This is a genomic window from Candidatus Methanomethylophilus sp. 1R26 (assembly GCF_001481295.1).
GTDB lineage: Archaea > Thermoplasmatota > Thermoplasmata > Methanomassiliicoccales > Methanomethylophilaceae > Methanomethylophilus.
This window is the reverse complement of the sequence record NZ_LOPS01000042.1, coordinates 38,440-59,639: the sequence shown is the minus strand read 5'-3', so window position 1 is coordinate 59,639 and position 21,200 is coordinate 38,440. Positions and strand designations below refer to the sequence as shown.

Sequence of the window (21,200 nt, the reverse complement as noted above, 5' to 3'; positions counted from 1 at the left end):
GCGAGCGGGTGACGCCGCTCCTCGACGAGCTGCAGGACTACTCCAAGGAGCAGAGGGAGACCATCCGCACGATCTTCAAGAACGGGTCGGCGAGGGGAGGGCACGTGAGCCGCAGCATCAAGGTCGAAGGCGCGGACTACGAGGTCATCACCTACAGCGTGTACGCGCCGATGGCCGTCGTCAACCAGTCCGGAGGACTCATCGACGAGACCGAGTCCAACCGGTCGATAACCATCAGGATGGTCAACGCCGGCCGGAGGAGGCTGCCGATGCGCCCCGACCTGACCGAGCTCGAAGCGATCAGGACGGAGCTCTACACGCTGCGCATGATCCGCATCGCCCGGCCCGAGTACTGCAAGCTGGTGGAGAGGACGTTCGAGAGCACCATCAGGGAGCTGGAGAGCAGGGACGAGATCTTCTCCGACCTCACGGGGGAGGCCGTGGCCATCAGCAACCGCACGAGGGACATGGCCGGGACGCTGCTCACGGTCGCCGACCTCACCGACACCAAGGGCGCCATGCTGGAGATCCTCCGGGACCAGCAGGAGGAGGCCAAGGCAGGGGAGAACGACGGCGCCGACGGCAAGGCCTTCAGGGCCCTGCTCCGCTGCATGACGGCATCCCCCGAGCGCGCGGACGGCATCCGGCTGTTCAGGTCGTACTATCATGCGGCGGAGAGGCTGTCGACGAGGGAGATCGCCGAGGCGTACAACGACCTCATGATGGAGGACCGCGACATCACCGCTCCCTACCAGATGGTCTCCACGAGGGCGGTGACCAACCGGCTCGTGGACCTCGGCTTCGCCGTCGACGCCAAGCGCATGAGGGACAACCTGTCGAGGCTCGACCGGCGGGGCTTCGACGAGGTCTTCCTGCGGAACCTCGATCGCTTCGGCACCGAGGAGGAGAAGAAGCTCTTCGCTTCGATGGTCCCGAATTATCAGCATCCCGATCAGGGGCAATTAATTACTCCGCACCGATAATCGCATGTGCCAGATGCCCGAAAAATTAACAAATTAACAAAAAAGGGGGGAGAATATGTGTGTATTATTATAAGGGGGGAGGATGAGGACGCGAGAAGGCGAGGCTCCGCGGTACGGACCCCTCGCATGCCCGCCTCGGCCGCTACCCCTTCGCTGCCGGGATAAAATATTGGGTCGCGAAGTCCGAGCCCTACCTGAGGCCGACCACCCTCTACGAGGACACGAAGAAGCTCCGGTTCTTCGCCAAGGCGTTCGAGGATATGAAGAAGAAGGGCCTCATCTCCTCCACCGATCCCCGCGCCTTCACGGAGAAGGAGGTTTCGGAGTTCTTCTTTTGGATGAAAAGGAGGAACCTCTCCATCGCCACGCAGACGAAGTACTTCCAGGTCCTCAAAGGCTATTTGGAGGTGTGGGGGAACCCCGTCTGCGGCCGGATGAGGGACTGCGGCCGCCTGCGCCTCCCGAAGGACCGCAGGGGCCGGCCCATTCATGCCCTCACCGTCGACGAGCTGCGCAGGATCTTCCGCGCCGCCGACGGGGAGAAGGGATGGCCCGGCATCATGATAAGAGGGTATTTCGCCCTGGCCATGGGGACGGCGTGCCGTCCCAAGGAGATCATCGGCGCGGAGCGGCAGGACGTGGACATCGAGGGCAGGCGCTTCTACGTCAGGCATCCGAAGGGCGAGGGGTCGTGGTCAGAAGCACAATGGATCGGGATCGTGAGGGAGGACATGGCCGAGAGGCTGGAGAGATTCCTCGGGGAGAGGGAAGCGGCGATGGCCGAGAAGGGCGTTCAGTCCGACCTGCTCTTCTTCAACCCGGGCACGATGGAGAGGTACTCTCTGAACGCCTTCCATCAGATGAAGGGCAAGATCGAGAGGAAGACCGGCATAGTGTTCTCCCTGAAGGACTTCAGGTCCACGTTCTGCAGCATCACGATAGCGGGCAACCTCTCGCTGCTCAAGGCGGTGTCCCTGCAGCTCAGGCATTCCTCCGTGAAGACGACGGAGGCGTTCTACGCCAAGATCTGCGAGGCGGAGGAGATCGACGCCGCCATCGGGGACGTCTGGAAAGACAACCCCATCTGATTGCCCTTCCCAATAATCTTCAATAATACTCTATTGTTTCCTGACTGCCAGAATCTGGCTGTGGTCTCGTTATTCTCCTTCTTGCCCGCCACCTTTCTTTTAGTTCCGTTCAAGCGGTCTCCGAAGCCGTTGTCCGGCCGGGATTCTTTCCGAAGGTTCCGGTGTCCGTGCGCCTTTATCCGATGCGGTCTGCGGGCCGCATGCGCTCCCGCCCCGGAACGGGCGTGGATCTGTCTGTTCTTATCAATCCAATTATGTTTTCATCCTGTTTTCCGAAAATATTCGCAAATCCCTTATAAAGCCGAGACCGCGATGTGAATCCAGTGGTATCCTATGGACCGGTCCTCTGATTTCACGGGCACATCGGGTGCCCTCTACACGTGCTCCCTGTGCGGCCACAGGTGGGTATCGCGCAAGGACGACGGGATCCCGAAGAGCTGCCCCAAGTGCCGTTCTACGGTATGGATGAAGGAATATCTCCGCTGCGTATGCCTCAGGTGCGGCCACAAGTGGGGCACCGCGAGGGGACGCCCCAAGAGATGCCCCCCGGTGCCATTCGGTGAGATGGGACATCCCGGATACCGAAGCGCATGCATCGGGCGGAACCAGCCTCAGCAGGAAGGAGAAGGACGACGTCGCCGGCCTGTACGAGAGCGGCATGGGATGCACCGAGATCTCGATCGAGACGGGCATCCCGTTCAGCGACGTCTACGCGGCCCTCAGGGCGAAATTCCCCGGCGCCATCATCCGCATATGATTCTTTATGCCGGAGGGCGATGCCGCCGGCATATGGATGCGCTTTTGGTTGTGGATTACCAGAATGATTTCGTCAGCGGGTCCCTCGGATCGGAGGCCGCCGCCGGCATAGAGGATGCTCTCGCGCAGAGGGTGGAGAAGGCCCTGGCCGAGGGCGAGGACGTGATCTTCACCAAGGACACCCACGGGCCCGGCTACGGCGAGACCAACGAAGGCCGGCACATACCGACGGAGCACTGCATGAAGGGCACGCCCGGCTGGGAGATATACGGGAAGCTGAGGCCTCTCTCGGAGAGGTGCACTGTCATCGAGAAAGGCACTTTCGGATCTGACAGGCTTTTCGAGATGATGAGGCGCAGGGGATACTCCCGCGTCGAGATCTGCGGGGTGGCGACCAACATCTGCGTCATCGTGAACGCAGCCTTGGTCAGGACCGCCCTGCCCGACGCCGACATCCTGGTGGACCCGGCGCTCGTCGCTCCTATGACGGGAAGCTCGGCCGCGAGGCATTGGACGTGATGAAGGGCTTCTGCATCGACGTCCTGCCGTCTGAATGATGACCCAGGGGCAGGCCCGCATGCGGCCCCCGGAAGGGCCGCAAACCCTGCTCTGCACTGTTCTGTACAAACCATATTGAAATACAAGGGCCCGCTTTGTGGGTCGTTATGACTGAAGACCCCTCAGCTACAAGGGCCGTCGGCCGTCTCGGATGGACGATGTTCATCGTCCTCACCATCGGATATTTCTTCGTTTACTTCCACCGCATGGCGGTGGGCGTCGTCGGCGATGATATCATCGACGATGTCGGGGGATCGAAGGGGATCCTCAACAGCGTGTACTTCTGGACCTACACCCTGATGCAGATTCCTTGCGGCCTCATGGCGGACCGTTTCGGCCCGCGCCTGACTTCGTCCGTCTTCCTGGCCGTCGCATCCGTCGGGTCCCTGCTGACCTTCTCCGCGGATTCGTTCGCAGCCGTAGCGGTCGGCAAGGCGATGATCGCCGTCGGCATGGCGGTCGTCTACATCCCGCTGATGAAGATAGTCTCCATGTGGTTCCCCCGCAGGGATTTCGCCGTGCTCAACGGCATCGTCATAGCCGTCGGGAACGTCGGCGCCATAGCCGCCGGCGGCCCCCTGCGCATGCTGGCGGATGCCGTGGGATGGCGCGATGTCTTCCTGGTGCTCGGGACGGTGACCTTCATCCTGGCCGTCGCGTGCGCGGTCCTGATCCGCGACCATCCGAAGGACGTCGGGCTGCCGTCCGTCGAGGAATCGGAGGAGGCGGAGACCGGGAGGCCCCGCGAGGAGTCCTCCGCCGCGAAAGTGCCCATGCTCGCCGGGCTGAAGCTCGTGGCGTCCGGCGGCAGGAGGTTCTGGCCCTGCGCCCTGGCCTACTTCATGGTCTACGGCTCCATCATGGTGTTCCAGGCCACCTGGGCGGCAACGTATTTCGATACTGTCTACGACTTCGCCCTCTCCGCCTCATGGATGATCACCGCTCTTGGCATCGGCAAAATAGCCAGCACCGTGGCCGTGGGCTCCTTCGTGTCCCATGGGATCATAAAGTCCAAGAGGAGGACCATGATCCTCGGCGGGACGGCGTTCGCCCTGGTCTGGGTCGTTCTGTTCCTGTTCGCCGGGGAGATAGACAGCTACTGGTTCTGGATGGCCGTCAGCACGCTCTTCGGGTTCTTCGGCGGGTTCATGACCCTCTCGTTCAGCCAGGTGAAGGAGTGGTACCCCCTGGCGGTCTCCGGGACCGCCGTGGCCGCCACCAACATCTTCCTGTTCCTTGGTGCCAGCGTCTTCACGACCGTCTCGGGGTTCATCATCGAGAGGCCGTACACCCTCAACCAGTTCTCGCTGATGTGGGGGCTGATGGCGATCGCTTCCGCAGCGGCCGTCGTCCTGCTGATCGTATCAGCTGAGAAAAAAGCGGGCGATCCCGTGTTCGGGGTCGGCCTGACCCTCGGGAAGGCAGGCGCCGGAAAGGAGCGATGAACCATGCCTGGCCCGGCCAGCCAGCATGTTTATCTACCTCTTCCAGGTAAGCCCGAATCCGATGTCGGACGAGAGATACGGCAAGTGCGATGTGTGCAGGTTCTGCGTCCATTCTGATGATGACTGGGCGTGCATGGTGAACAACAAGGTGGTCCATGCCAAGGGCTCCTGCCCCAGATACCGCCCCGGCTGCTGCGAGAACTGCAGCCATGCCGAGATCTCGTTCGGGAAAGCGGTCTGCAAGCTCACGGGAGAGGAGACCGACATCCTCAGTGTCTGCAATCATTTCGATCCCTGCGGGCGCAACGCCCTCAGCGGTCAGTAAGTCGACGTCCTGTCCTTCCGGCGGTCGAGCGCGTTCTTCACGCTCGGCTTGGCCGTCTTCCTTCCGGCAAGCGCATCCTTGGCGGCCTCGGGTATCCCCAGGTACACGATGTTGTCGGCCGCTCCGCGCATGCTCTTCATGCGGGGCCTGACCTCCGAGTACGCGGCCTGCAGCTTCCCGATGATGCCGTTCAGGGTCGATGCGAGGGTGTAGAGGTTCTCCTTCACATAGGCGTCCCTGTTGATGAACCTGGGACAGCCTACGAGGAACGGGTTGAACGTCCCGTCGGTGTAATCCTCCTCCAGATCGTCGACCGCGTCCATGACGTAGACCGCCTGGGTCAGCCTGATGAAGAGCTCATCGAGCTCTGGGAAGTCCGCATCCCCGGCGATCTCCGCCAGAGGCTTCACCAGGTATCTCCCGAACTCCTCCCCGATGGCCGCCGCGTCGGAGCATCCCCCGATCTCGAGCTCGCGGAGACGGCGGAACCCGTCGCCCACGGTCCTGTCGAACCCCGGCTCGTTCTCCTCCGCCTTAGATATCGCCCTTTCCAGGGTCAGGCCGATGAACTGGGTCTTCAGCGAGGGGGCATCGGTGCGGTCGTCCTCGATCTCCCATTTGGTCAGGAGCACGGTGTAGGCGGCCATCCGGCGGAACAGGTCGGAGTCCGCGCCGGGTGCCCTCAGCACGCAGGCAGGCCCTGCGCGGGTCCCCCTGAAATCCTGAACATCGCCGGCCACGGCGTTGAGGACGATGGTGTTGAAGGTCATGTCGTAGTTCACGGCCGCGGTGCTGACCAGCCCGTATCCTGCCTTCAGCTGATGGCAGGTCTCGCAGTAGTACCGCTGATAGTCCGTCCTCTCCGGCGCAGGCATGCGCGAGAAGAGCGGGACCGTGTAGCCGAACATCGGACCCTGATTGGCGCATGCGGGTTAAAAGATTCATCGTCCGGGAACTGTGTTTCCCGATTCTCCGGATTAAAAGCGGGCCTCAGACGGCCGCCGGGGGAGCATTGCCCCCGGCGATGTCCAGACATCGTCACGGCACCTCGGTCTGCGGAGATCCTGCGATCGGCGGCAGTACGCCAGATGCTATCGGAGTGATGCGTCGGGAATAACCTTCCCCGAGATTATTCCTTTTTTGCTCCCATTATTTTATTATATAAATGGGGAGGGAATAGGCTTAAAATATGCGGAGGGGTTACTGTCGCTATATCTAAGCCAGTATTGGCAGGGTGAGTTAATGTCGAAGTCTGTCGAAGAGCTAATTGCTGCTTACGCAAGCCAGTCCCCGCTCGCTTTCACTGCGATGTCCATTGTGACCGGCGAGGAAACCAAAAAGACTATAACACCCCCAAGACGCCGAGATCGACGGAGGAGACCCCGCCTGCGACTATTCATGCTGCAGCGAGAGGGGTTACTGCAGGACTCCTGCCCAGCACGCCGCCTGCATCGGCTGCATCGTCATCTGCTGCATCTGCTGCTGCTACGTGACCGACGGCTTCAACGGCTATTGGTCCTGGTGGCCGTTCTGACCGAGAACGGTTGCGGATGAATCGTTTCATCTCGGTTATCATCAAACCCACCCTGGCCTGCAACATGGGTTGCAGGCACTGTTATCATCTCCCCTCGGAGAGGACCCCGGCGAGGATCTCGTTCGAAAAGCTCGACCGCCTGTTCTCGATGATCGCTTCCGAGTACGACAGCGCCCTTTTCATATGGCACGGCGGGGAACCCCTGACGCTTCCGCTCTCCTTTTTCAAGAAAGCGATCGAGCTGGAGGAGAAGCATTTCGGCCGCTCCAAGGTCGGGAACACCGTACAGACCAACGGGCTGGAGCTCGACAGGAAGTTCGTGCAGTTCTGCAGGGAGAAGATGATCAACATCGGCATCTCCCACGAGGGGCCCTGCGCAGGGATCCTCAGGCACGACTGCGCCAAGGTCGAGAAGAAGATCGAGGAGCTCGCCGGGAAGGAGAGGGTGTTCGCGGTGAGCGCGACCGTCTCCAGGGAGTGCCAGGGCCGCCAGTCAGAGATCTACGACCATTTCGAGGACGTGGGCGCATCCCTTTCCCTGGCACCTGTCATCAGAGCGGGATGCGCGGCGCAGGACCCCTCTCTGGTCCCCGACCCGGACGCTTACATCAGGTCTTCCATCGAGGTCTTCGACAGGTGGTTCAACGACCCGGACGCGAAGATCCCCCTGGTCCCCCATTTCCTGTACATCCTCACGCCCTCGGCGACCCTCAGCCGTCGGACTGCGCGCACACGTCCTGCCTCATGAAGTGGATCTGCATGTACCCGAACGGGGACCTCTATCCCTGCGGGAAAGGCTGTCCCGCTGAGTTCCGGATGTGCAACATCAACGACATCAGCAGCATCTCGCAGGCCTTCAGGACGCCCGGGTTCTCCAAGATCCTGGAAGCGTCCGTGGCCCGCCGCGAGAAATGCCGGAACTGCGAGATCTACGATTACTGCCAAGGGGGGTGCGCCGTCGATGCTTATTATCAGTCCGGGGCGGAGAACCCCGGAGGGGACTCCTGCAGGATCTACAAGGCGGTGTTCACCCACGTGAAGCAGGAGGTGGACGCGATAATCTCCGAGAAGAAGGACCTCTCCGCGTTCAATCCCATGGTCCGCGAGGCCGTCCTTCGGAAACTGGTCAATCCGATGTCGGGCGGCCCGCAGGAACGATTCAGCGGTGCCTGACGCCGATCGCCGATACCTCGACCTTCCCGCCCTTGGGGAGCTTGGAGACCTCGACGCACACGCGCGAGGGGTACGGCTCTTCGAAGAACTCCGCGTAGACGCTGTTCATCGCGGCGAAGTCCCCGAGGTCGGTGAGGTAGACGGTGACGCTGGCCACCGAGCTCCTGGAGACGCCTGCGGCCGAGAGCACGGCCCAGACGTTCTCCAGGGCCTGCCTGGTCTGGGCCTCGATGCCCTCCGGAACCTTCCCGGTGGCCGGGTCCGCGGGCGTCTGCCCCGAGACGAAGACGAGGTCCCCGGCCGCGATGCCGGGGGAGTAAGGCCCCAGAGGGGGCATGCCCCCCTCCGCTGCGATCCTTTCCGTCCTCATTCCCTGTCGCCCCCGATCTCGTTGATGTCGTAGGGGGTCTTCTGGTACACGTAGTAATTGAGCCAGTTGGTGAACACCAGGTTCGCTGTGCTCCTCCAGTTCATTATCGGGTCCCTGGAGGGGTCGTCGTTCGGGAAGTAATGCGAGGGGATGTGGGGGTTCATGCCCTTCCCCAGGTCGCGGTAGTACTCGTAGGAGAGCGTCTTGGCGTCGTACTCCATGTGGCCGGTGATGAACACCTGCCCGGCCTTCTCGCTCAGCACGATGCCCACCCCCGCCTCGTCCGAGACGGCGACTATGTGCAGGTGGGGGTTCTTCAGGATGTCCTCCGCCCTGACCTCGGTGTGCCTCGAGTGGGGGAACCAGAAGACGTCGTCCAGCCCCCTCAGGAGCGGCTCGTCCTTGGCCAGGGCCTTGTGGGCGAACACGCCGGACATCTTCGACTTCAGGGGGTACTTCGGGATGCCGTAGTGGTAGTACAGGCCGGCCTGCGCCCCCCAGCAGATGTGCAGGGTGGAGAACACGTTCTTCTTGGACCACTCCATGACCTCGCAGAGCTCGTCCCAATAGTCGACCTCGGTGAAATCGATGTTCTCCACCGGGGCGCCGGTGATGATCAGGCCGTCCCACTTCCTGTTCTTGACGTTCTCGAAGCGGTCGTAGAACCTGTCTAGGTACACCTGGGACGTGTTCTTCGACACGTGGGTGGACATCTGAAGGAAGGTTATGTTGACCTGCAGGGGGCTGTTCGAGAGCAGCCTCATGATCTGGATCTCGGTCTCGACCTTGGTCGGCATGAGGTTCAGGATCAGGATGTCCAGGGGACGGATGTCCTGGGTCGTCGCTCTGTTCTCCCTCATGACGAACATGTTCTCGTTCTCGAGGACAGAGGCCGCCGGGAGGTCGTTCGGGACGTTTATCGGCATGCGCTATCGCCTCCTCCGCTCATGCAGAGGATATCACTCGTAGATCCCGGTGCTGACGTACTTGTCGCCGCCGTCGGGGAGGATGGCCACGACCTTGGACCCGGGATGGGCCTTGGCGATCTCGATGGCCTTGAAGACGTTGGCGCCCGAGGAGATGCCGGCGAAGATCCCCTCCTGCCTGGCGAGGGCGCGGGCGGTGTCGATGGCATCCTGGCCCTTCACGGTGGAGACCTCGGTCACGACGGACCTGTCGAGGTTGGCGGGGACGAAGTTCGCCCCGATGCCCTGGATCTTGTGGGGCCCGGCGTGCCCCTCGGTGATGAGGGGGCTCTCGGCGGGCTCGACGGCGACGGTCTTGGCGTCCGAGCCGGCATCCTTGATGGCCCAGGCGATGCCGGAGATGGTGCCTCCGGTACCGAACCCTGCGACGACGTAGTGACATCGGGCAGGTCGGCAAGGATCTCCCTGCCGGTGGAGGCCCTGTGAGCGAGGATGTTGGCGGGGTTGTCGAACTGTCCCAGGGAGATCGAGCCGGGCGTCGAGGCGAGGAGCTCCTTCGTCTTGTCGAGAGTCCCCTGCATGCCGAGCTTCCCGGGGGTCAGCACGAGCTCCGCCCCGTAGGCCTTCAGGTATGCCTGCCTCTCCTTGGACATGGTGTCGGGCATGACAAGTATCGCTTTGTACCCGCGGGCGGCCGCGATCATCGCGATGGCGATGCCGGTGTTCCCGGAGGTCGGTTCGATGATGACCCCGCCCTTCTTGAGCTGTCCGCGCGCCTCAGCGTCGTTGATCATGGAGAGGACCGCGCGGTCCTTGATCGATCCTCCGGGGTTCTTGCCCTCGACCTTCACATAGACCTCGGAGCCCGCAGGAGCTATCCTGTTGAGCCTGATGAGCGGTGTGTTCCCGATTGCTTCCGTTACGGAGCTGTATATTGCCATGCCTAAACGATTGACAATTCGGTATATAACTTAATGCATACTGGGCATGGTATTTTTATTCATATCATCATAAATTAAGACGTTTCGTAAGGGTCGGTGGGCTGCTGTTCCCTCCTTCGTATCTTCTTACGTTTTTTATACGGAGGCACGGATGGCAGGGCGTGGAAGGCGCCTATTCCGATTCCGACCGCAGGAAGCTGATGATCTGCACGCTGGCAGGCGCGATCATCACCCCCCTGATGAGCACCATGCTCAACCTGGCCCTGGTGGACATAGGCGACGATTTCGGCAGGGGCTCCCACGACCTCGGGTACATCAACACGCTGTTCCTCCTCGGCTCGGTCATAGCCATGGTCTGCGGGACGCCTGTCGGGGATCGCAGGGATGCGGCGCATCTACGTCACCGGGCTGGCCATCACCGCGGCCGCGGCGTCCCTCGCCGCCATCAGCCCGAGCTTCTGGTTCCTGGTCGGGTGCCGTTTCGTGATCGGGTTCGGCTCGGCGATGATGAACGTCACCTCGATAGCCATGCTGACTTACGTGTACCCTGAGAGCAGGCGCGGATGGGCATTGGGGATGAACGTCACCGCTGTGTACCTCGGACTTACGCTGGGGCCCACCCTGGGAGGGGTCATCTCGGACAGCGTCGGATGGAGGGGCTGCTTCGCCCTCATCATCTGCCTGTGCGCGTTCTCCATGACGTTCGTCAGGGGGATCAGGTACGAGATCAGGCCCACCCCGGACGACTCCATGGACTGGAAGGGCTCCGTCCTCTGGGGGATATCGATCTTCGTGCTCATGTCGGGCGTCGTCAACATCACCGAGACCTGGGCGGCCGCCGCCGTGCCGGCCGGAGCGGTCCTCCTGGCACTGACGCTCCTCCGGTTCTCCAGGTCGCCGTCCCCCGTGCTCAACATGCGCCTGTTCCGGATCAAGACGTTCACCCGCTCCGGCTTCGCCGCGTTCCTCAACTACGGGGCATCGTACTGCGTGCAGTTCTTCCTGTCCCTGTACCTGCAGAGCATCGGGGCGCTCACCGCCACCCAGGCCGGGCTCCTCCTGCTCGTGCAGCCGGCGATACAGGTGGCCCTCTCGGCGAAGATGGGCGCCGTCTCCGACAGGATGGAGGACAAGCGCCTCCTCCCGACCGCCGGCATGGCGATAATGAGCGCGGGCATCGCGATGTTCATCTTCATCGGCACCGAGTTCGACATCTGGTACGTCGTCGCCATGATGTGCCTCATCGGGACGGGCATGGGGGTGTTCTCGTCCCCCAACACCTCGGTCATAATGTCCTCCGCGCCCCCGCAGTACAGGGGAGAGGCGTCTGGCGTCGTCGCGGTCATGCGCCAGACCGGCATGATGGTGTCCATGGGCATCGCCATGGCCTGCATATCGATGATCATGGGGTCCGCCGACGGCCTCGAGCCCGAGAGGTACGGGGTCTTCGCCGATACCATACACGCCGCGTTCACCATCTGCCTCGGCATGTGCCTGGCGGGAATGGCGCTGTCCTGGAGCCGCGGGGAAGAAGGCTCGGAAGAAGCTTCCGGGCATATCAGGGAATCTTAAAAACGCCTTGAGGGAGTCTTAAACCGAAGCAATCATTTTATACGGTGCTCCCTAGGACATGCTATGGACAGGGCGAAACTGGAAGCCGAGAAGCAGAATTATCGTTTCCAGAAGTTCATCGCCGGGGTCGGGGCCGCCCTGATGCTGATGAAGTTCATCGCCTGGGTGATCACCGATTCGGTCTCCATCCTCACCGATGCCCTCGAGAGCATCGTCACGTCATCGCCGGCATCGTCGGAGTGTATGCTCTCTATCTTACCATGCAGCCTGCGGACGCCAACCACCCCTACGGGCACGGGAGGGTGGAGCTCATCTCCTCCTCGATGGAGGGCAGCATGATCCTGCTGGCCGGCGCGCTGATCATCGTCGAGTCCGTCAACCGCTTCATCTCCCCGCAGGAGATCGACCGCCTGGACATCGGCCTGGTGCTGGTCGCCTTCGCCGCCCTGGTCAATTTCCTGATGGGCTACAAGGCGATCAGGATGGGGAGGAGCAGCGGGTCCATCGCGCTCGAGGCCAGCGGGAAGCACCTCTGCACCGACACCTTCGATTCCATCGGTATCCTCATCGGCCTCTCTCTGGTCTACATCGGGGACAGCCTCGGATACGACTGGTACATCCTGGACCCGCTGACCGCGCTGCTGTTCGGCGCCTTCATCATCATAACCGGCGTGCGCGTGCTCAGGAGGTCCATGTACGAGATCATGGATACCGTCGACGAGGACGCCCTCCGCCGGGTGACCCGCTGCATCAACAAGACGAGGACGCCGGACGTCATCGAGGTGCACCACCTCAGGGTGACCAAGTACGGCGTGACCATGCACGTCGACGCCCACATGACCGTCCCCGCTGACATGACCGTGGAGGAGTCCCAGAAACTCATCGACTCCATGTGCTGCAACATCAAGGGGGAGATCGGGGACGACACCGACATCACCATCATGACGGAGCCCTGCGACAGGCTGTTCTGCAAGAGCTGCCAGAAGGCGGACTGCACCCGGCGCTCTGCGCCGTTCGTCTCGGTGAAGTACCTGGTCACCGACAACATCACCAAGTGCGACACCCACTACCTGAAGATCGCCCGCGACAAGAACAGGGACAGGGACGGCGGGGATGGCGGCGACGATGCGGACAGCGGGGAGCGGCAGCTCTGACACAGCCCCGGGACCGCAGCAGACCCAGCGTTTTATTACCGCCACAGCTATACAGCGGCCATGTTCGGATTCGGCTCAAACAAGGGCGTTCCCGAGAAGGTCCGCAAGGCGGGCCTCGGGGACTGGTACGGCTCACTTTCGGACCAGAACCGCGTGAGGATGGGAAGGTACATCGACAGGGCGGAGGCCGGCAGCGCCGGGCCGTTCCTGGCCTCCGTATGCCGCCTGGCGGCCGAAGACCACAACTGGAAGTTCCTGGCCGAGATCGCTCCGAGCTTCGACGGCCTCGGCATCGCCGGCGCAGAGCTGTACTTCCTGAGGGAGAGCGCCATCGAGGGCCTCTACATGGCCGAGCAATACGACCTCTGCGAGCGCTTCTGCGATGAGGACATGGGGCTCCTCCTCAACGACGACGAGGTCAGGGAGAAGGAACTCGCCCGCGGGAACGGGAACGATTTCCCCGAGAACATCCCCTGCAGGAACTTTAAGCTCAATGTGCTGGTGGGCGTCCGCTACGATTACGAGGCGGCGGACAGGCTCCTCGACTTCTACGGCGAGAACGGGCTGATCCCGCCCGAGGACGTCGTCTACCGCAAGAACAGCATCCGCAATTTCAGGATGCAGAGGACGTTCGACAACGTTTTCAACGTGACCGAGAAGCAGGAATGAGCGACCTCCACGGGACCTCGCGGTAAACGTCGACCGCGGGCTCCTCGTAGGGGTGCACCCTGCTGACGGCCTCCATGACCGCCGGCAGGTCCTCCTTCCTGACGACGAACTCCAGGCGGACCTCCTTCTCGACGGAAATCTCCCCCGGCCTGCCGATGTACGGGTGCGAACCCTCCATCGTCTTCCAGGTCCCGGTGACCGGATAATAGCGGAACGAGCGCCTGTAACCCGGGTAGACGGGCTCCATGGCCGCATCTATGGCGTCCATGAGCTTCTCCAGGAACTCCTCCGGGACGTCGACGCCGACCCCGAAGACCTCATTGCCTGGACTGTCAGTTCTCTTTCCCTGCATCTTCCCAACCCCTTGCCTTTATGGCATCGAGGCGCCTGTCGATGTCCTTCATGGCCGCTTTGGCCTTCCTCTTGAGGAACTGGGTGCTGAGGAGCGTGGCCAGCATGACGGTCAGCGGGAACTCGTAGGCGAAGCCGGCGACTATCCCGGTGGCCTTCTTGAGGTCGGTGATCGAGTTGATCTTGTGGATGAGGGCATTGTCCTCTTCCTCCTCCAGCCTGTGCCTCAGGGATTTGTACATGAGCTTCTGCCCTCCCCAGACGACCTCCATGCTCCATTGGACCTGTCCCAGCACCGGAGCGGGTTCGCCCGCTGCAACGGTCTCCTTATGCAGGATGGCCTTCCTGAGGTCCTCGGCCGTGCTCCCCGGGAACTCCGTCCAGTTGTAGCCGGCCGTGAAAAGGGAGTGGGCGTCCGATCCGGAGGTCTCCGCCCATCTGCCCGGGAAGAGCCCGGACACGCACTTGGCGAACTAATTGGAATAGATCTCCGGGTGGCCGCCGTTCATGACCTCTATGCCTTCCAGCGGGAGGTCGAGGATCCTCTCCTGCAGGCCGTCCACATGGACGCTGAACGGGTGCGGCGCGATGGCCAGCCCGCCCTGCTCGTGGATGATGTCGACGGCCTCCTCCGGGGAGAGGTACTTCTTGGGCTTCTCGGTGAGCCAGAGGCCGATCACCTCGCCCTCGTCGCACATGACCTCGTCACCTACGACGACCTCGATATCATCGAACTGCTTCGCGTACTCCTGGGCACGGAACCCTCCGGCCACCTCATTGTGGTCGGTGATGCAGAGGACGTTCAGCCCGCGGCGGCGGGCATCGTCGACCTGCCTCTCCGGAGGTATCACCGATTCCGGGAAGCTCATCAGCCCCAGGGTGTTGAAGCCTGAGTAGAAGGTGTGCACATGCGTGTCCGCCTTCCCCATCTTCTCCATGCCGTCAGAATCCCGAACTATGTTATAAAACATACAATGATAACATGGAATGGATGGGAGCGGAACAACAGCGTTCATCCGCAGATTGGATACTGGCACTTTTAATCTGTTCTTGTCAAGTATAAGGGACCATTCAATCCGAGGTTTTCTGGAAATTGCCAATCGATTGTTCTGTCCGATCCGATACAGAACACTTTTCGTATGATACGAATCATGATTTTTCAGGATTCCAGCAGATGAGTTTCATCTCATTCTCCGCCGAATAATGAAGCACGTCCCCATCCAATTCCGATTCGAGGATGTCTTTCACAATACCTGCGATATCCGCTTTCACACCATATGCGCGGAAAACCGATTCTTCTTCAGCTATCAGTTTGGTAATCGGGATATCCACTTCTATGCGGGTTTTGAAGAACTCCAGATGAGGGTTGCGTCTGCTGTCCTTCAGACGATCCTCCACTGCCGTAGATCTGCGGAGGTCGAATCCGTAGTCTTTGCCCAATCTTTTCCAAATCTCGGTGCTGAGGTCATCGCCATGGTTAACCAGCCAAGAAACGAGGATGCACGATCTGCGGGCGGATGCTTCCATGCGCGATATGGATTCCGGGCTCCCGCTTCCGGGGCAAAGGGTGGCTATGCACGCATCGAATTTTATATCTGGCACATATGAATTCCAATCATCTAAGACATATGTGATGTTGTCCAGACCGCGGGCGGATGCTTCTGCGGACAGGCGCGACATCATGCGCGGGGATGCATCCATGCATGTGAGCGTCCGGACATGGGGCGACATCACCAATGAATACGTGCCAGTGCCTGATCCTATCTCAAGGACATCGTCCCCGCTTCTCAGAATACCCATGTTCATAAGGCGGTCCACGATGCGAATCGGGATATCCCCCTGCTGCATGCCGGAATAATGATCCGAGTAGCTGTCCCAGAATTCCAGAGTCTCCTCATAACTGAGTTTCTCGCCTATGAACGGATGCACGTCCGACAAATCAATCACCTCGGGCGATGTCAGTTCTTCCCTTTCCGTTGGTACGATTGTATTGCGGCTGCTCCCTGCATGGGATCACTACTGTCTGCCTATTATGGTTGATGACATCAGCTTCTATCCCGTATACTTCTCTGATTATCTCGGGGGTTATGACATCGCGGCCTCCGAAAGCGGCGATCTTCCCGTCTTTGATGAAAACGAACTTATCCGAGTAATATGCGGCCAGATTTATGTCGTGCATTGTCATGACCGTGCAGAGACCGTGTTCCCTTACAACATGCTCTATCATTCTCATGGTGATGTGCTGATTGGCGATGTCCAGATTATTCGATGGCTCGTCCAGAACAAGGAGTTTCGGCTCCTGGGCCAATGCCCTGGCGATCTGCACTTTCTGGAATTCTCCCCCGCTGATCTCATCGACGAAATCCAGGGATTTGCTTCCGAGGCCCAATGATTCTATCACGCCCCATGCGATTTCCAGGTCATGGTCGGAGAACGTTATCCCCATATGGGGCCGTCTTCCGATAAGGACCGAATCGAAGACTGTGGCGCGGGTAGCGTCCGCCTTCTGCGGAACATACCCTACAAGTTTTGCCATCTCCTTCGGCGGTATCGCCGATAGGTCGCTTCCGCACACTCTTACTTTGCCGGAATCAGGTCTGTGCATATTGCATATGCAGCGTAGAAGTGTGGTCTTCCCCACTCCGTTCGGTCCCAGAATGGATACGATCTCATTCTCTTTTGCGCTTAGGGTCACTCCCTTAAGGACCTCCTTGGTTTCGTATGAAAAATGCAGTTCTTCCACTTCCAGGACGGTCATTCTTCACCCTTCTTCGATTTTATGAATTCAGCCAGCCTCCCCTTCTTCTTGCGGTACCCTCTGACCAGGAGATACAGGAAAAGGGGACCTCCGAGGAACGATGTTATTATGCCTACCGGCAGAGTGAAATCCATCGCTGTCTGGCCTATGCAGTCTGATATGAGGAGTATTGTTGCGCCAACGAACATCGATCCGGGAAGCAGATAGCGATGGTCGTTTCCGACGAATCTGCGCACCATGTGCGGTCCGAGAAGCCCTATGAATGCCACAATGCCCATGAATGACACCACGACGGATGTCAGCAGGGCGGACATGAACAGGGTGGTGAGCCTGAGGCCGTTCACGTTCACCCCAAGGGATGATGCTACCTCGTCCCCGGCATCAAGCGCGTTGTAGTCCATGCGGCTGTAAAGGAAAATGATATGGCAGCCAGAGATACGGCGGCGATTAGCGTCAGCTCGTTCCATCCGGCCTTCCCCATAGAGCCGAACTGCCAGAATACGATGGTGGACAGCGCGTACTCATTGAACATGTACTGCAGAAGGCTGATTCCGGCAGAGAATATGGAACTCAGCGCTACCCCTGCAAGGACCATGGTCTCAGGGCTCACTTTGGTGATCCTGACCAGAAGGATGATGACCCCCGTGGCGATCATGGACCATGCGAACGCGCTCGCCGTGACGATGTACGGGTTGTCAATGGATATCGTGGCATGGCTCTGTCCGGAGATCATGCCCCCTCCCAAGATGACTATCCCTACGGATGCCCCGAAAGCCGCCGCATTGGATATTCCCAGCGTATACGGGGAGCCGAGGGGGTTCTTCAGGACGCACTGCATCACCGCGCCGGCGATGCCCAGAGCGAAGCCTGCCAGGATGCATGACAGTATGCGGGGTATGCCCAGGTCCCAGATCAGAATCCCGTTTATGAGGTCATTGGAGGGGTCGTTCTTATTGAATATGATGTGGAGGAGTTCTTTGTAACCGATATGCCCGAGGTCTATCTTCAGGGTTACTACCGCAGAGATCGCGGTGAGGATCCCCATTGCTATTATAATGTTCAGTTTCCGATGTGAGTGTTTCTTGAATTCCCTGATTCCGTAACCAGCCATGTGCATCATTCTGTTAGTGCCCCCTCGCTGCCGAGGGGGCAGAGATGTTTGCCGAAGGGATCAGGCCAGGGAGAGTTTTCCGTCGGAGCCTATGCTGACCGACCCGTAGATCGGGTTGCCTCTGAAGACTTCGTGGAAGTTGCTCATGTCCTCGAATATCGTGGTACCTTCGGAAGGCAGTTCCACAGTGTATTTCGAGAATTCCGATATGTTCCTGTTGCTCATGTGGGTCCCGTAGAATAGATCGTATACCTTGGCGGTCTTCTCTCCGAACTGCGATTCGGTGAGTACGGAATCGCCGTATGCATATCTCAGTATCTGGTAGGCATCCACGAAGATAGTGTCGTAGTTTATGCCCGTCCAGATATAATCGGCGACGATGTAAGCCTCATGTCCCTGGAACAGTTTTGCAACACCCAATGATTCATTGGTCTTCGCGCTCTGGAAGTATCCGGATGCATCTATGAACAGGATTGTGTCATCCTTGATGTTGCCGGCGATGCTGGCAGAGGAGTAAGTCTTCACTCCGGAGCCCTCATAGTCGATCGTATCGTTGAGGATGTTCTCCACTCCGGCAAGTTCCATAGGCATGTAATATGGAATGGAGGAATCCAGTCCGTGAGCTCCGTTGTATGCAAGTGCACCGACATATGCAGTCCTCTTGGAAGTCACCTTGGAAGAGAGCTCCCTGAGGTCGTCAACGAGGTATTCGAATGCCGCTCTGAGCTCATTCCCCCTATCTCCCTGCTTCAGGACGGTGGAGATGATGTCGATCTGCTTGTCCAGATCGGGAGTTATGCTGAATGTGTCCTTCTCAAGGAAGGTGTAAATGTATCCGATGGCAAGGGTGTTGATGCCGGCCTTCTCCACTGCTGCCATCTGGGTCGGATAATCGTCATAGAATCCGGCAGGTATGACCATCACGGACGGCTTGAGCTTGAGAATGGTGCCCACGTCTTCATCCGTTATCCCGCAGTTGGTATGCGTGAAGTATGCGCGCGCAGCATCGTCGGCGGTCAGTTTGGCACTATTTCCGCCCTCAATATCGACAAGCGCACGTCCTGTGTACATGAAGGATTTCCCGAGATAGTTGCTCATATCGTTCATGTCCACCATGACGCATTTGTCCGCCAGGCCGAAATAGGTCATCCATCTGAAGGAATCCTGGCCCACGGCTACGATGCCGTTGTCCAGATTGTCCGCGACCTCCAGTTCCTTGCCTGCGAAGTCCGTGCTGTCCTTAGAATCCTCATCATCGTTGCCGATGATCATTATTGCAGAAATGCCGGCGACAACGAGTATCGCAACGGCTGCGATTGCGATGATCTTCTTATCGATCATGACCCATGATTTTTATCCAGATATATATGTATCACCAATTATCTAATAAGTAACATTCGTTATGCTCTAATTCAAAAATATTATTATGAAGCAATCAAAGATAATGGTTTGATATGATGCATGTACTGAGATGTGCATCCGCGGAGGAATGCAGACCGCTGTTTCGGACTGTTCATGACTCCTGCGAATACGTGCCGCCCTTTACATGAAAGGCAGATTCTGCCCGTCCGGGAACGGCGTATCAGTTCTGCTCGGCGTAGTAGTACTCGCCGGCGGATTTCTGCGAGCGGTCCAGGTTGGAGCCTTCCTTGTTGATCCTGGGGCGGTGGGTGTCGGCGTCCCTCCTGAAGGTGATGTCCACCGATTTCAGGAAGCGGTTCATGCCCTCCCTCATCTTGAACGGCCCCTCGCGATGCCGTGCTTGCCGGGCTCTCCGCCGAACACCATCAGGGAGTCGGAGACCATATCGATGAAGTAGATGTCATGGTCGACGATGAGCGCCGACCTGCCGGTCTTCTCCATCATCCCGCTGATGCATTTGGCGGCCTCCATCCTCTGGTTGGAGTCCAGGTAGGCCGAGGGCTCGTCGAGCAGGTAGATGTCGGCCTCGCGGGCCAGGCACCCGGCGATGGCGACCCTCTGCAGCTCTCCGCCGGAAAGGTTGCGGACAGGCTTGTCCATGAGGAACTTCAGGGACAGCGGGCCGATCACCTGGGTCTCGAAGAACCCGCTCGACGCCTGCTCGTAGTTGACCGCGTAGAGGTAGTCCTGGACGGTGCCGTCGTAATCCTGGGAGATGTACTGGGGCTTGTAGGAGACCTTCATGACCCCGCTGACGCTGCCGGTGTCCGGCTTGATCTCCCCGGCCAGCATCTTGACGAACGTGGTCTTTCCGGTGGCGTTCGGCCCGACGACGCCGACGGACTCCCCGATCCTCACCGCTCCGGAGTTCACGTCCAGCCTGAATTCCCCGAAGTCCTTGGAGACGTTCTCGAAATCGATGAGCGTGGGTGTGTTCCAGTCGCCCGAAGGTGCGGAGACGGCGAACTCTATGGGCCTGTCCCTGAACCTGATGTTCTCCTCCGGGAGGTATCCCTCGAGGTATACGTTGATGGCGGTCCTGACCTGCCTGGGCATAGTGAAGACACCGTACGCGCCCTCGGACCCGTAGACGAGGTTGACGTTGTCCGCCAGATAGTCCAGGATGGCGAGGTCGTGCTCGATGACGACCACGTACTTGTCCTCCGTGGCCAGTTTCTTGATGATCCTGGCCATCTTCACCCTCTGGTAGATGTCCAGGTAGGAGGTCGGCTCGTCGAAGAAGTAGATGTCGGCGTTCTTCATGCAGGTGGTGGCCATGGCGACCCTCTGCAGCTCTCCGCCGGAGAGCTTGGTTATGTCCCTGTCTATGACCTGCTCCAGACCGAACTCCTTCACGGCCTGGTCGATGTCCATGCGCTCCTGGCACTTCGACAGGAGGTCCCTCACGACCCCCTTCGCGACCTTGGGGATCTTGTCGACGTACTGAGGCTTCATGGCCATCTTTATGTGCCCGGCGTAGAGCTCGCTGAGGTAGGCGTACACCTCCGTGCCCTTGTAGCGGAGGAGGACCTCCTCCTTGGCGGGAGGGGCGTCGTACTTCCCGAGGTTGGGGATGACGATGCCGGAGAGGATGTTGATGGCGGTGGTCTTACCTATTCCGTTAGGACCGAGGATACCGGTGATGAGGCCCTTCTTGGGGACGGGTAGGCGGTAGAGGCGGAAGGTGTTCTCGCCGTACTGGTGGACCATCTCGCCCTTGAGCTCGTCGGCCAGGCCGATGATCTTGATGGCCTTGAACATGCACTTGTTGGCACAGATCCCGCACCCCTGGCACAGAGATTCGGAGATGATGGGCTTGCCCCTCTCCCCGAACTCGATGACGTTGACCCCGGTCCTCACCAGGGGGCAGAACTTGTAGCATTCCTTGTTGCATTTCTTGTTCTGGCATCTGTCGAACAAGACCGCCGCGATCCTCATGCTTCGTTCCGATTCCCCCCTGTTATATAAGAGGTTCGCGCGCGAAGGGCGTATTCCCCCGGTAAGGGACAAAATCGATTCCGCGCGCGATATAAGGTACGCTCGTTTTCCCCTCTTTTCCGAAAC

General features: G+C 59.7%; 22 protein-coding genes and 3 pseudogenes. 12 read left to right on the top strand and 13 right to left on the bottom strand.

Annotated elements, in window-relative coordinates; genetic code table 11:
* Positions 1–8 precede the first annotated feature (8 nt).
* From AUQ37_RS07380 to AUQ37_RS07355, 6 genes are all read left to right on the top strand, one after another.
* Positions 9–983: a hypothetical protein gene (locus AUQ37_RS07380; RefSeq protein WP_058748041.1), complete on the top strand. Its 975-nt coding sequence runs from the start codon at positions 9–11 to the stop codon at positions 981–983.
* A 260-nt stretch (positions 984–1,243) separates the two neighbouring features.
* Entirely contained in the window at positions 1,244–2,071 is an 828-nt protein-coding gene (locus tag AUQ37_RS07375; protein ID WP_058748040.1) for a site-specific integrase, read from the top strand.
* Between the two features lie 559 nt (positions 2,072–2,630).
* A complete protein-coding gene (locus AUQ37_RS10090) occupies positions 2,631–2,828 on the top strand; it encodes a hypothetical protein (RefSeq protein ID WP_058748039.1) in 198 nt (65 codons plus the stop codon).
* Between the two features lie 32 nt (positions 2,829–2,860).
* Positions 2,861–3,346, top strand: coding sequence for an isochorismatase family cysteine hydrolase (locus AUQ37_RS10085; RefSeq protein WP_058748038.1), 486 nt, complete (start codon positions 2,861–2,863; stop codon positions 3,344–3,346).
* A 146-nt stretch (positions 3,347–3,492) separates the two neighbouring features.
* Positions 3,493–4,830, top strand: a complete 1,338-nt coding sequence (locus AUQ37_RS07360; RefSeq protein ID WP_058748037.1) for an MFS transporter — start codon at positions 3,493–3,495, stop codon at positions 4,828–4,830.
* Positions 4,831–4,891: 61 nt separating this feature from the next.
* Positions 4,892–5,155 carry a hypothetical protein gene (locus AUQ37_RS07355; protein WP_058748036.1) on the top strand — a complete coding sequence of 88 codons (264 nt, stop codon included), beginning with the start codon at positions 4,892–4,894 and terminating at the stop codon, positions 5,153–5,155.
* Here AUQ37_RS07355 and AUQ37_RS07350 read toward each other — a convergent pair.
* A complete protein-coding gene (locus AUQ37_RS07350) occupies positions 5,149–6,063 on the bottom strand; it encodes a DUF5685 family protein (RefSeq protein ID WP_235585011.1) in 915 nt (304 codons plus the stop codon). The two genes, AUQ37_RS07355 and AUQ37_RS07350, sit on opposite strands and share 7 nt — an antisense overlap.
* A gap of 690 nt (positions 6,064–6,753) precedes the next feature.
* Between AUQ37_RS07350 and AUQ37_RS11460 the strand changes: the two genes are divergently transcribed.
* Positions 6,754–7,437: a radical SAM protein gene (locus tag AUQ37_RS11460; protein ID WP_058748035.1), complete on the top strand. Its 684-nt coding sequence runs from the start codon at positions 6,754–6,756 to the stop codon at positions 7,435–7,437.
* On the top strand, positions 7,434–7,862 hold the full coding sequence (locus tag AUQ37_RS11455; RefSeq protein WP_058748034.1) for an SPASM domain-containing protein: 429 nt from the start codon (positions 7,434–7,436) through the stop codon (positions 7,860–7,862). Before AUQ37_RS11460 ends, AUQ37_RS11455 begins: the two co-directional genes overlap by 4 nt.
* Here AUQ37_RS11455 and AUQ37_RS07335 read toward each other — a convergent pair.
* The 4 genes and pseudogenes from AUQ37_RS07335 to AUQ37_RS10080 form a co-directional block, all read right to left on the bottom strand.
* On the bottom strand, positions 7,849–8,232 hold the full coding sequence (locus AUQ37_RS07335) for a Rid family detoxifying hydrolase (protein WP_058748033.1): 384 nt from the start codon (positions 8,230–8,232) through the stop codon (positions 7,849–7,851). The genes AUQ37_RS11455 and AUQ37_RS07335 overlap by 14 nt on opposite strands.
* A complete protein-coding gene (metA, locus tag AUQ37_RS07330) occupies positions 8,229–9,158 on the bottom strand; it encodes a homoserine O-succinyltransferase (protein WP_058748032.1) in 930 nt (309 codons plus the stop codon). The genes AUQ37_RS07335 and metA overlap by 4 nt, the downstream gene beginning before the upstream one ends.
* Before the next feature lie 33 nt (positions 9,159–9,191).
* A pseudogene (gene cysK, locus AUQ37_RS07325) lies at positions 9,192–10,099 on the bottom strand (cysteine synthase A).
* A gap of 172 nt (positions 10,100–10,271) precedes the next feature.
* Positions 10,272–10,451 (bottom strand): hypothetical protein, encoded by a 180-nt coding sequence (locus AUQ37_RS10080; RefSeq protein WP_157844349.1) that lies wholly within the window; start codon positions 10,449–10,451, stop codon positions 10,272–10,274.
* Positions 10,452–10,483: 32 nt separating this feature from the next.
* On the opposite strand from AUQ37_RS10080, the gene AUQ37_RS07320 reads away from it, so the two are divergent.
* The 4 genes from AUQ37_RS07320 to AUQ37_RS07305 all read left to right on the top strand — a co-directional run bounded on the left by AUQ37_RS07320 (position 10,484) and on the right by AUQ37_RS07305 (position 13,494).
* Positions 10,484–11,671, top strand: coding sequence for an MFS transporter (locus AUQ37_RS07320; protein WP_058748031.1), 1,188 nt, complete (start codon positions 10,484–10,486; stop codon positions 11,669–11,671).
* A gap of 63 nt (positions 11,672–11,734) precedes the next feature.
* Positions 11,735–12,010 (top strand): hypothetical protein, encoded by a 276-nt coding sequence (locus tag AUQ37_RS10260; RefSeq protein ID WP_162262208.1) that lies wholly within the window; start codon positions 11,735–11,737, stop codon positions 12,008–12,010.
* Positions 11,932–12,825 carry a cation diffusion facilitator family transporter gene (locus AUQ37_RS07310; protein ID WP_058748029.1) on the top strand — a complete coding sequence of 298 codons (894 nt, stop codon included), beginning with the start codon at positions 11,932–11,934 and terminating at the stop codon, positions 12,823–12,825. The genes AUQ37_RS10260 and AUQ37_RS07310 overlap by 79 nt, the downstream gene beginning before the upstream one ends.
* A 60-nt stretch (positions 12,826–12,885) precedes the next feature.
* Complete coding sequence (locus tag AUQ37_RS07305) at positions 12,886–13,494, top strand: hypothetical protein (RefSeq protein WP_058748028.1); 609 nt, start codon at positions 12,886–12,888, stop codon at positions 13,492–13,494.
* Here the strand turns inward: AUQ37_RS07305 and AUQ37_RS07300 are convergent.
* The 8 genes and pseudogenes from AUQ37_RS07300 to AUQ37_RS07265 all read right to left on the bottom strand — a co-directional run bounded on the left by AUQ37_RS07300 (position 13,469) and on the right by AUQ37_RS07265 (position 21,074).
* Positions 13,469–13,846: a hypothetical protein gene (locus AUQ37_RS07300; protein WP_058748027.1), complete on the bottom strand. Its 378-nt coding sequence runs from the start codon at positions 13,844–13,846 to the stop codon at positions 13,469–13,471. The genes AUQ37_RS07305 and AUQ37_RS07300 overlap by 26 nt on opposite strands.
* Positions 13,827–14,306 carry a PHP-associated domain-containing protein gene (locus AUQ37_RS07295; RefSeq protein ID WP_058748026.1) on the bottom strand — a complete coding sequence of 160 codons (480 nt, stop codon included), beginning with the start codon at positions 14,304–14,306 and terminating at the stop codon, positions 13,827–13,829. Before AUQ37_RS07295 ends, AUQ37_RS07300 begins: the two co-directional genes overlap by 20 nt.
* Before the next feature lie 12 nt (positions 14,307–14,318).
* Positions 14,319–14,783, bottom strand: a complete 465-nt coding sequence (locus AUQ37_RS07290) for a PHP domain-containing protein (RefSeq protein ID WP_058748025.1) — start codon at positions 14,781–14,783, stop codon at positions 14,319–14,321.
* 211 nt (positions 14,784–14,994) lie between these two features.
* Complete coding sequence (locus AUQ37_RS07285; protein ID WP_058748024.1) at positions 14,995–15,792, bottom strand: class I SAM-dependent methyltransferase; 798 nt, start codon at positions 15,790–15,792, stop codon at positions 14,995–14,997.
* Positions 15,785–16,603, bottom strand: coding sequence for an ABC transporter ATP-binding protein (locus tag AUQ37_RS07280; RefSeq protein ID WP_235585010.1), 819 nt, complete (start codon positions 16,601–16,603; stop codon positions 15,785–15,787). The genes AUQ37_RS07285 and AUQ37_RS07280 overlap by 8 nt, the downstream gene beginning before the upstream one ends.
* A pseudogene (locus tag AUQ37_RS07275) lies at positions 16,600–17,648 on the bottom strand (FecCD family ABC transporter permease). Before AUQ37_RS07275 ends, AUQ37_RS07280 begins: the two are co-directional and overlap by 4 nt.
* Positions 17,649–17,774: 126 nt before the next feature.
* Complete coding sequence (locus AUQ37_RS07270; protein WP_058748023.1) at positions 17,775–19,055, bottom strand: hypothetical protein; 1,281 nt, start codon at positions 19,053–19,055, stop codon at positions 17,775–17,777.
* A gap of 241 nt (positions 19,056–19,296) precedes the next feature.
* A pseudogene (locus AUQ37_RS07265) lies at positions 19,297–21,074 on the bottom strand (ribosome biogenesis/translation initiation ATPase RLI).
* Positions 21,075–21,200: the final 126 nt, after the last annotated feature.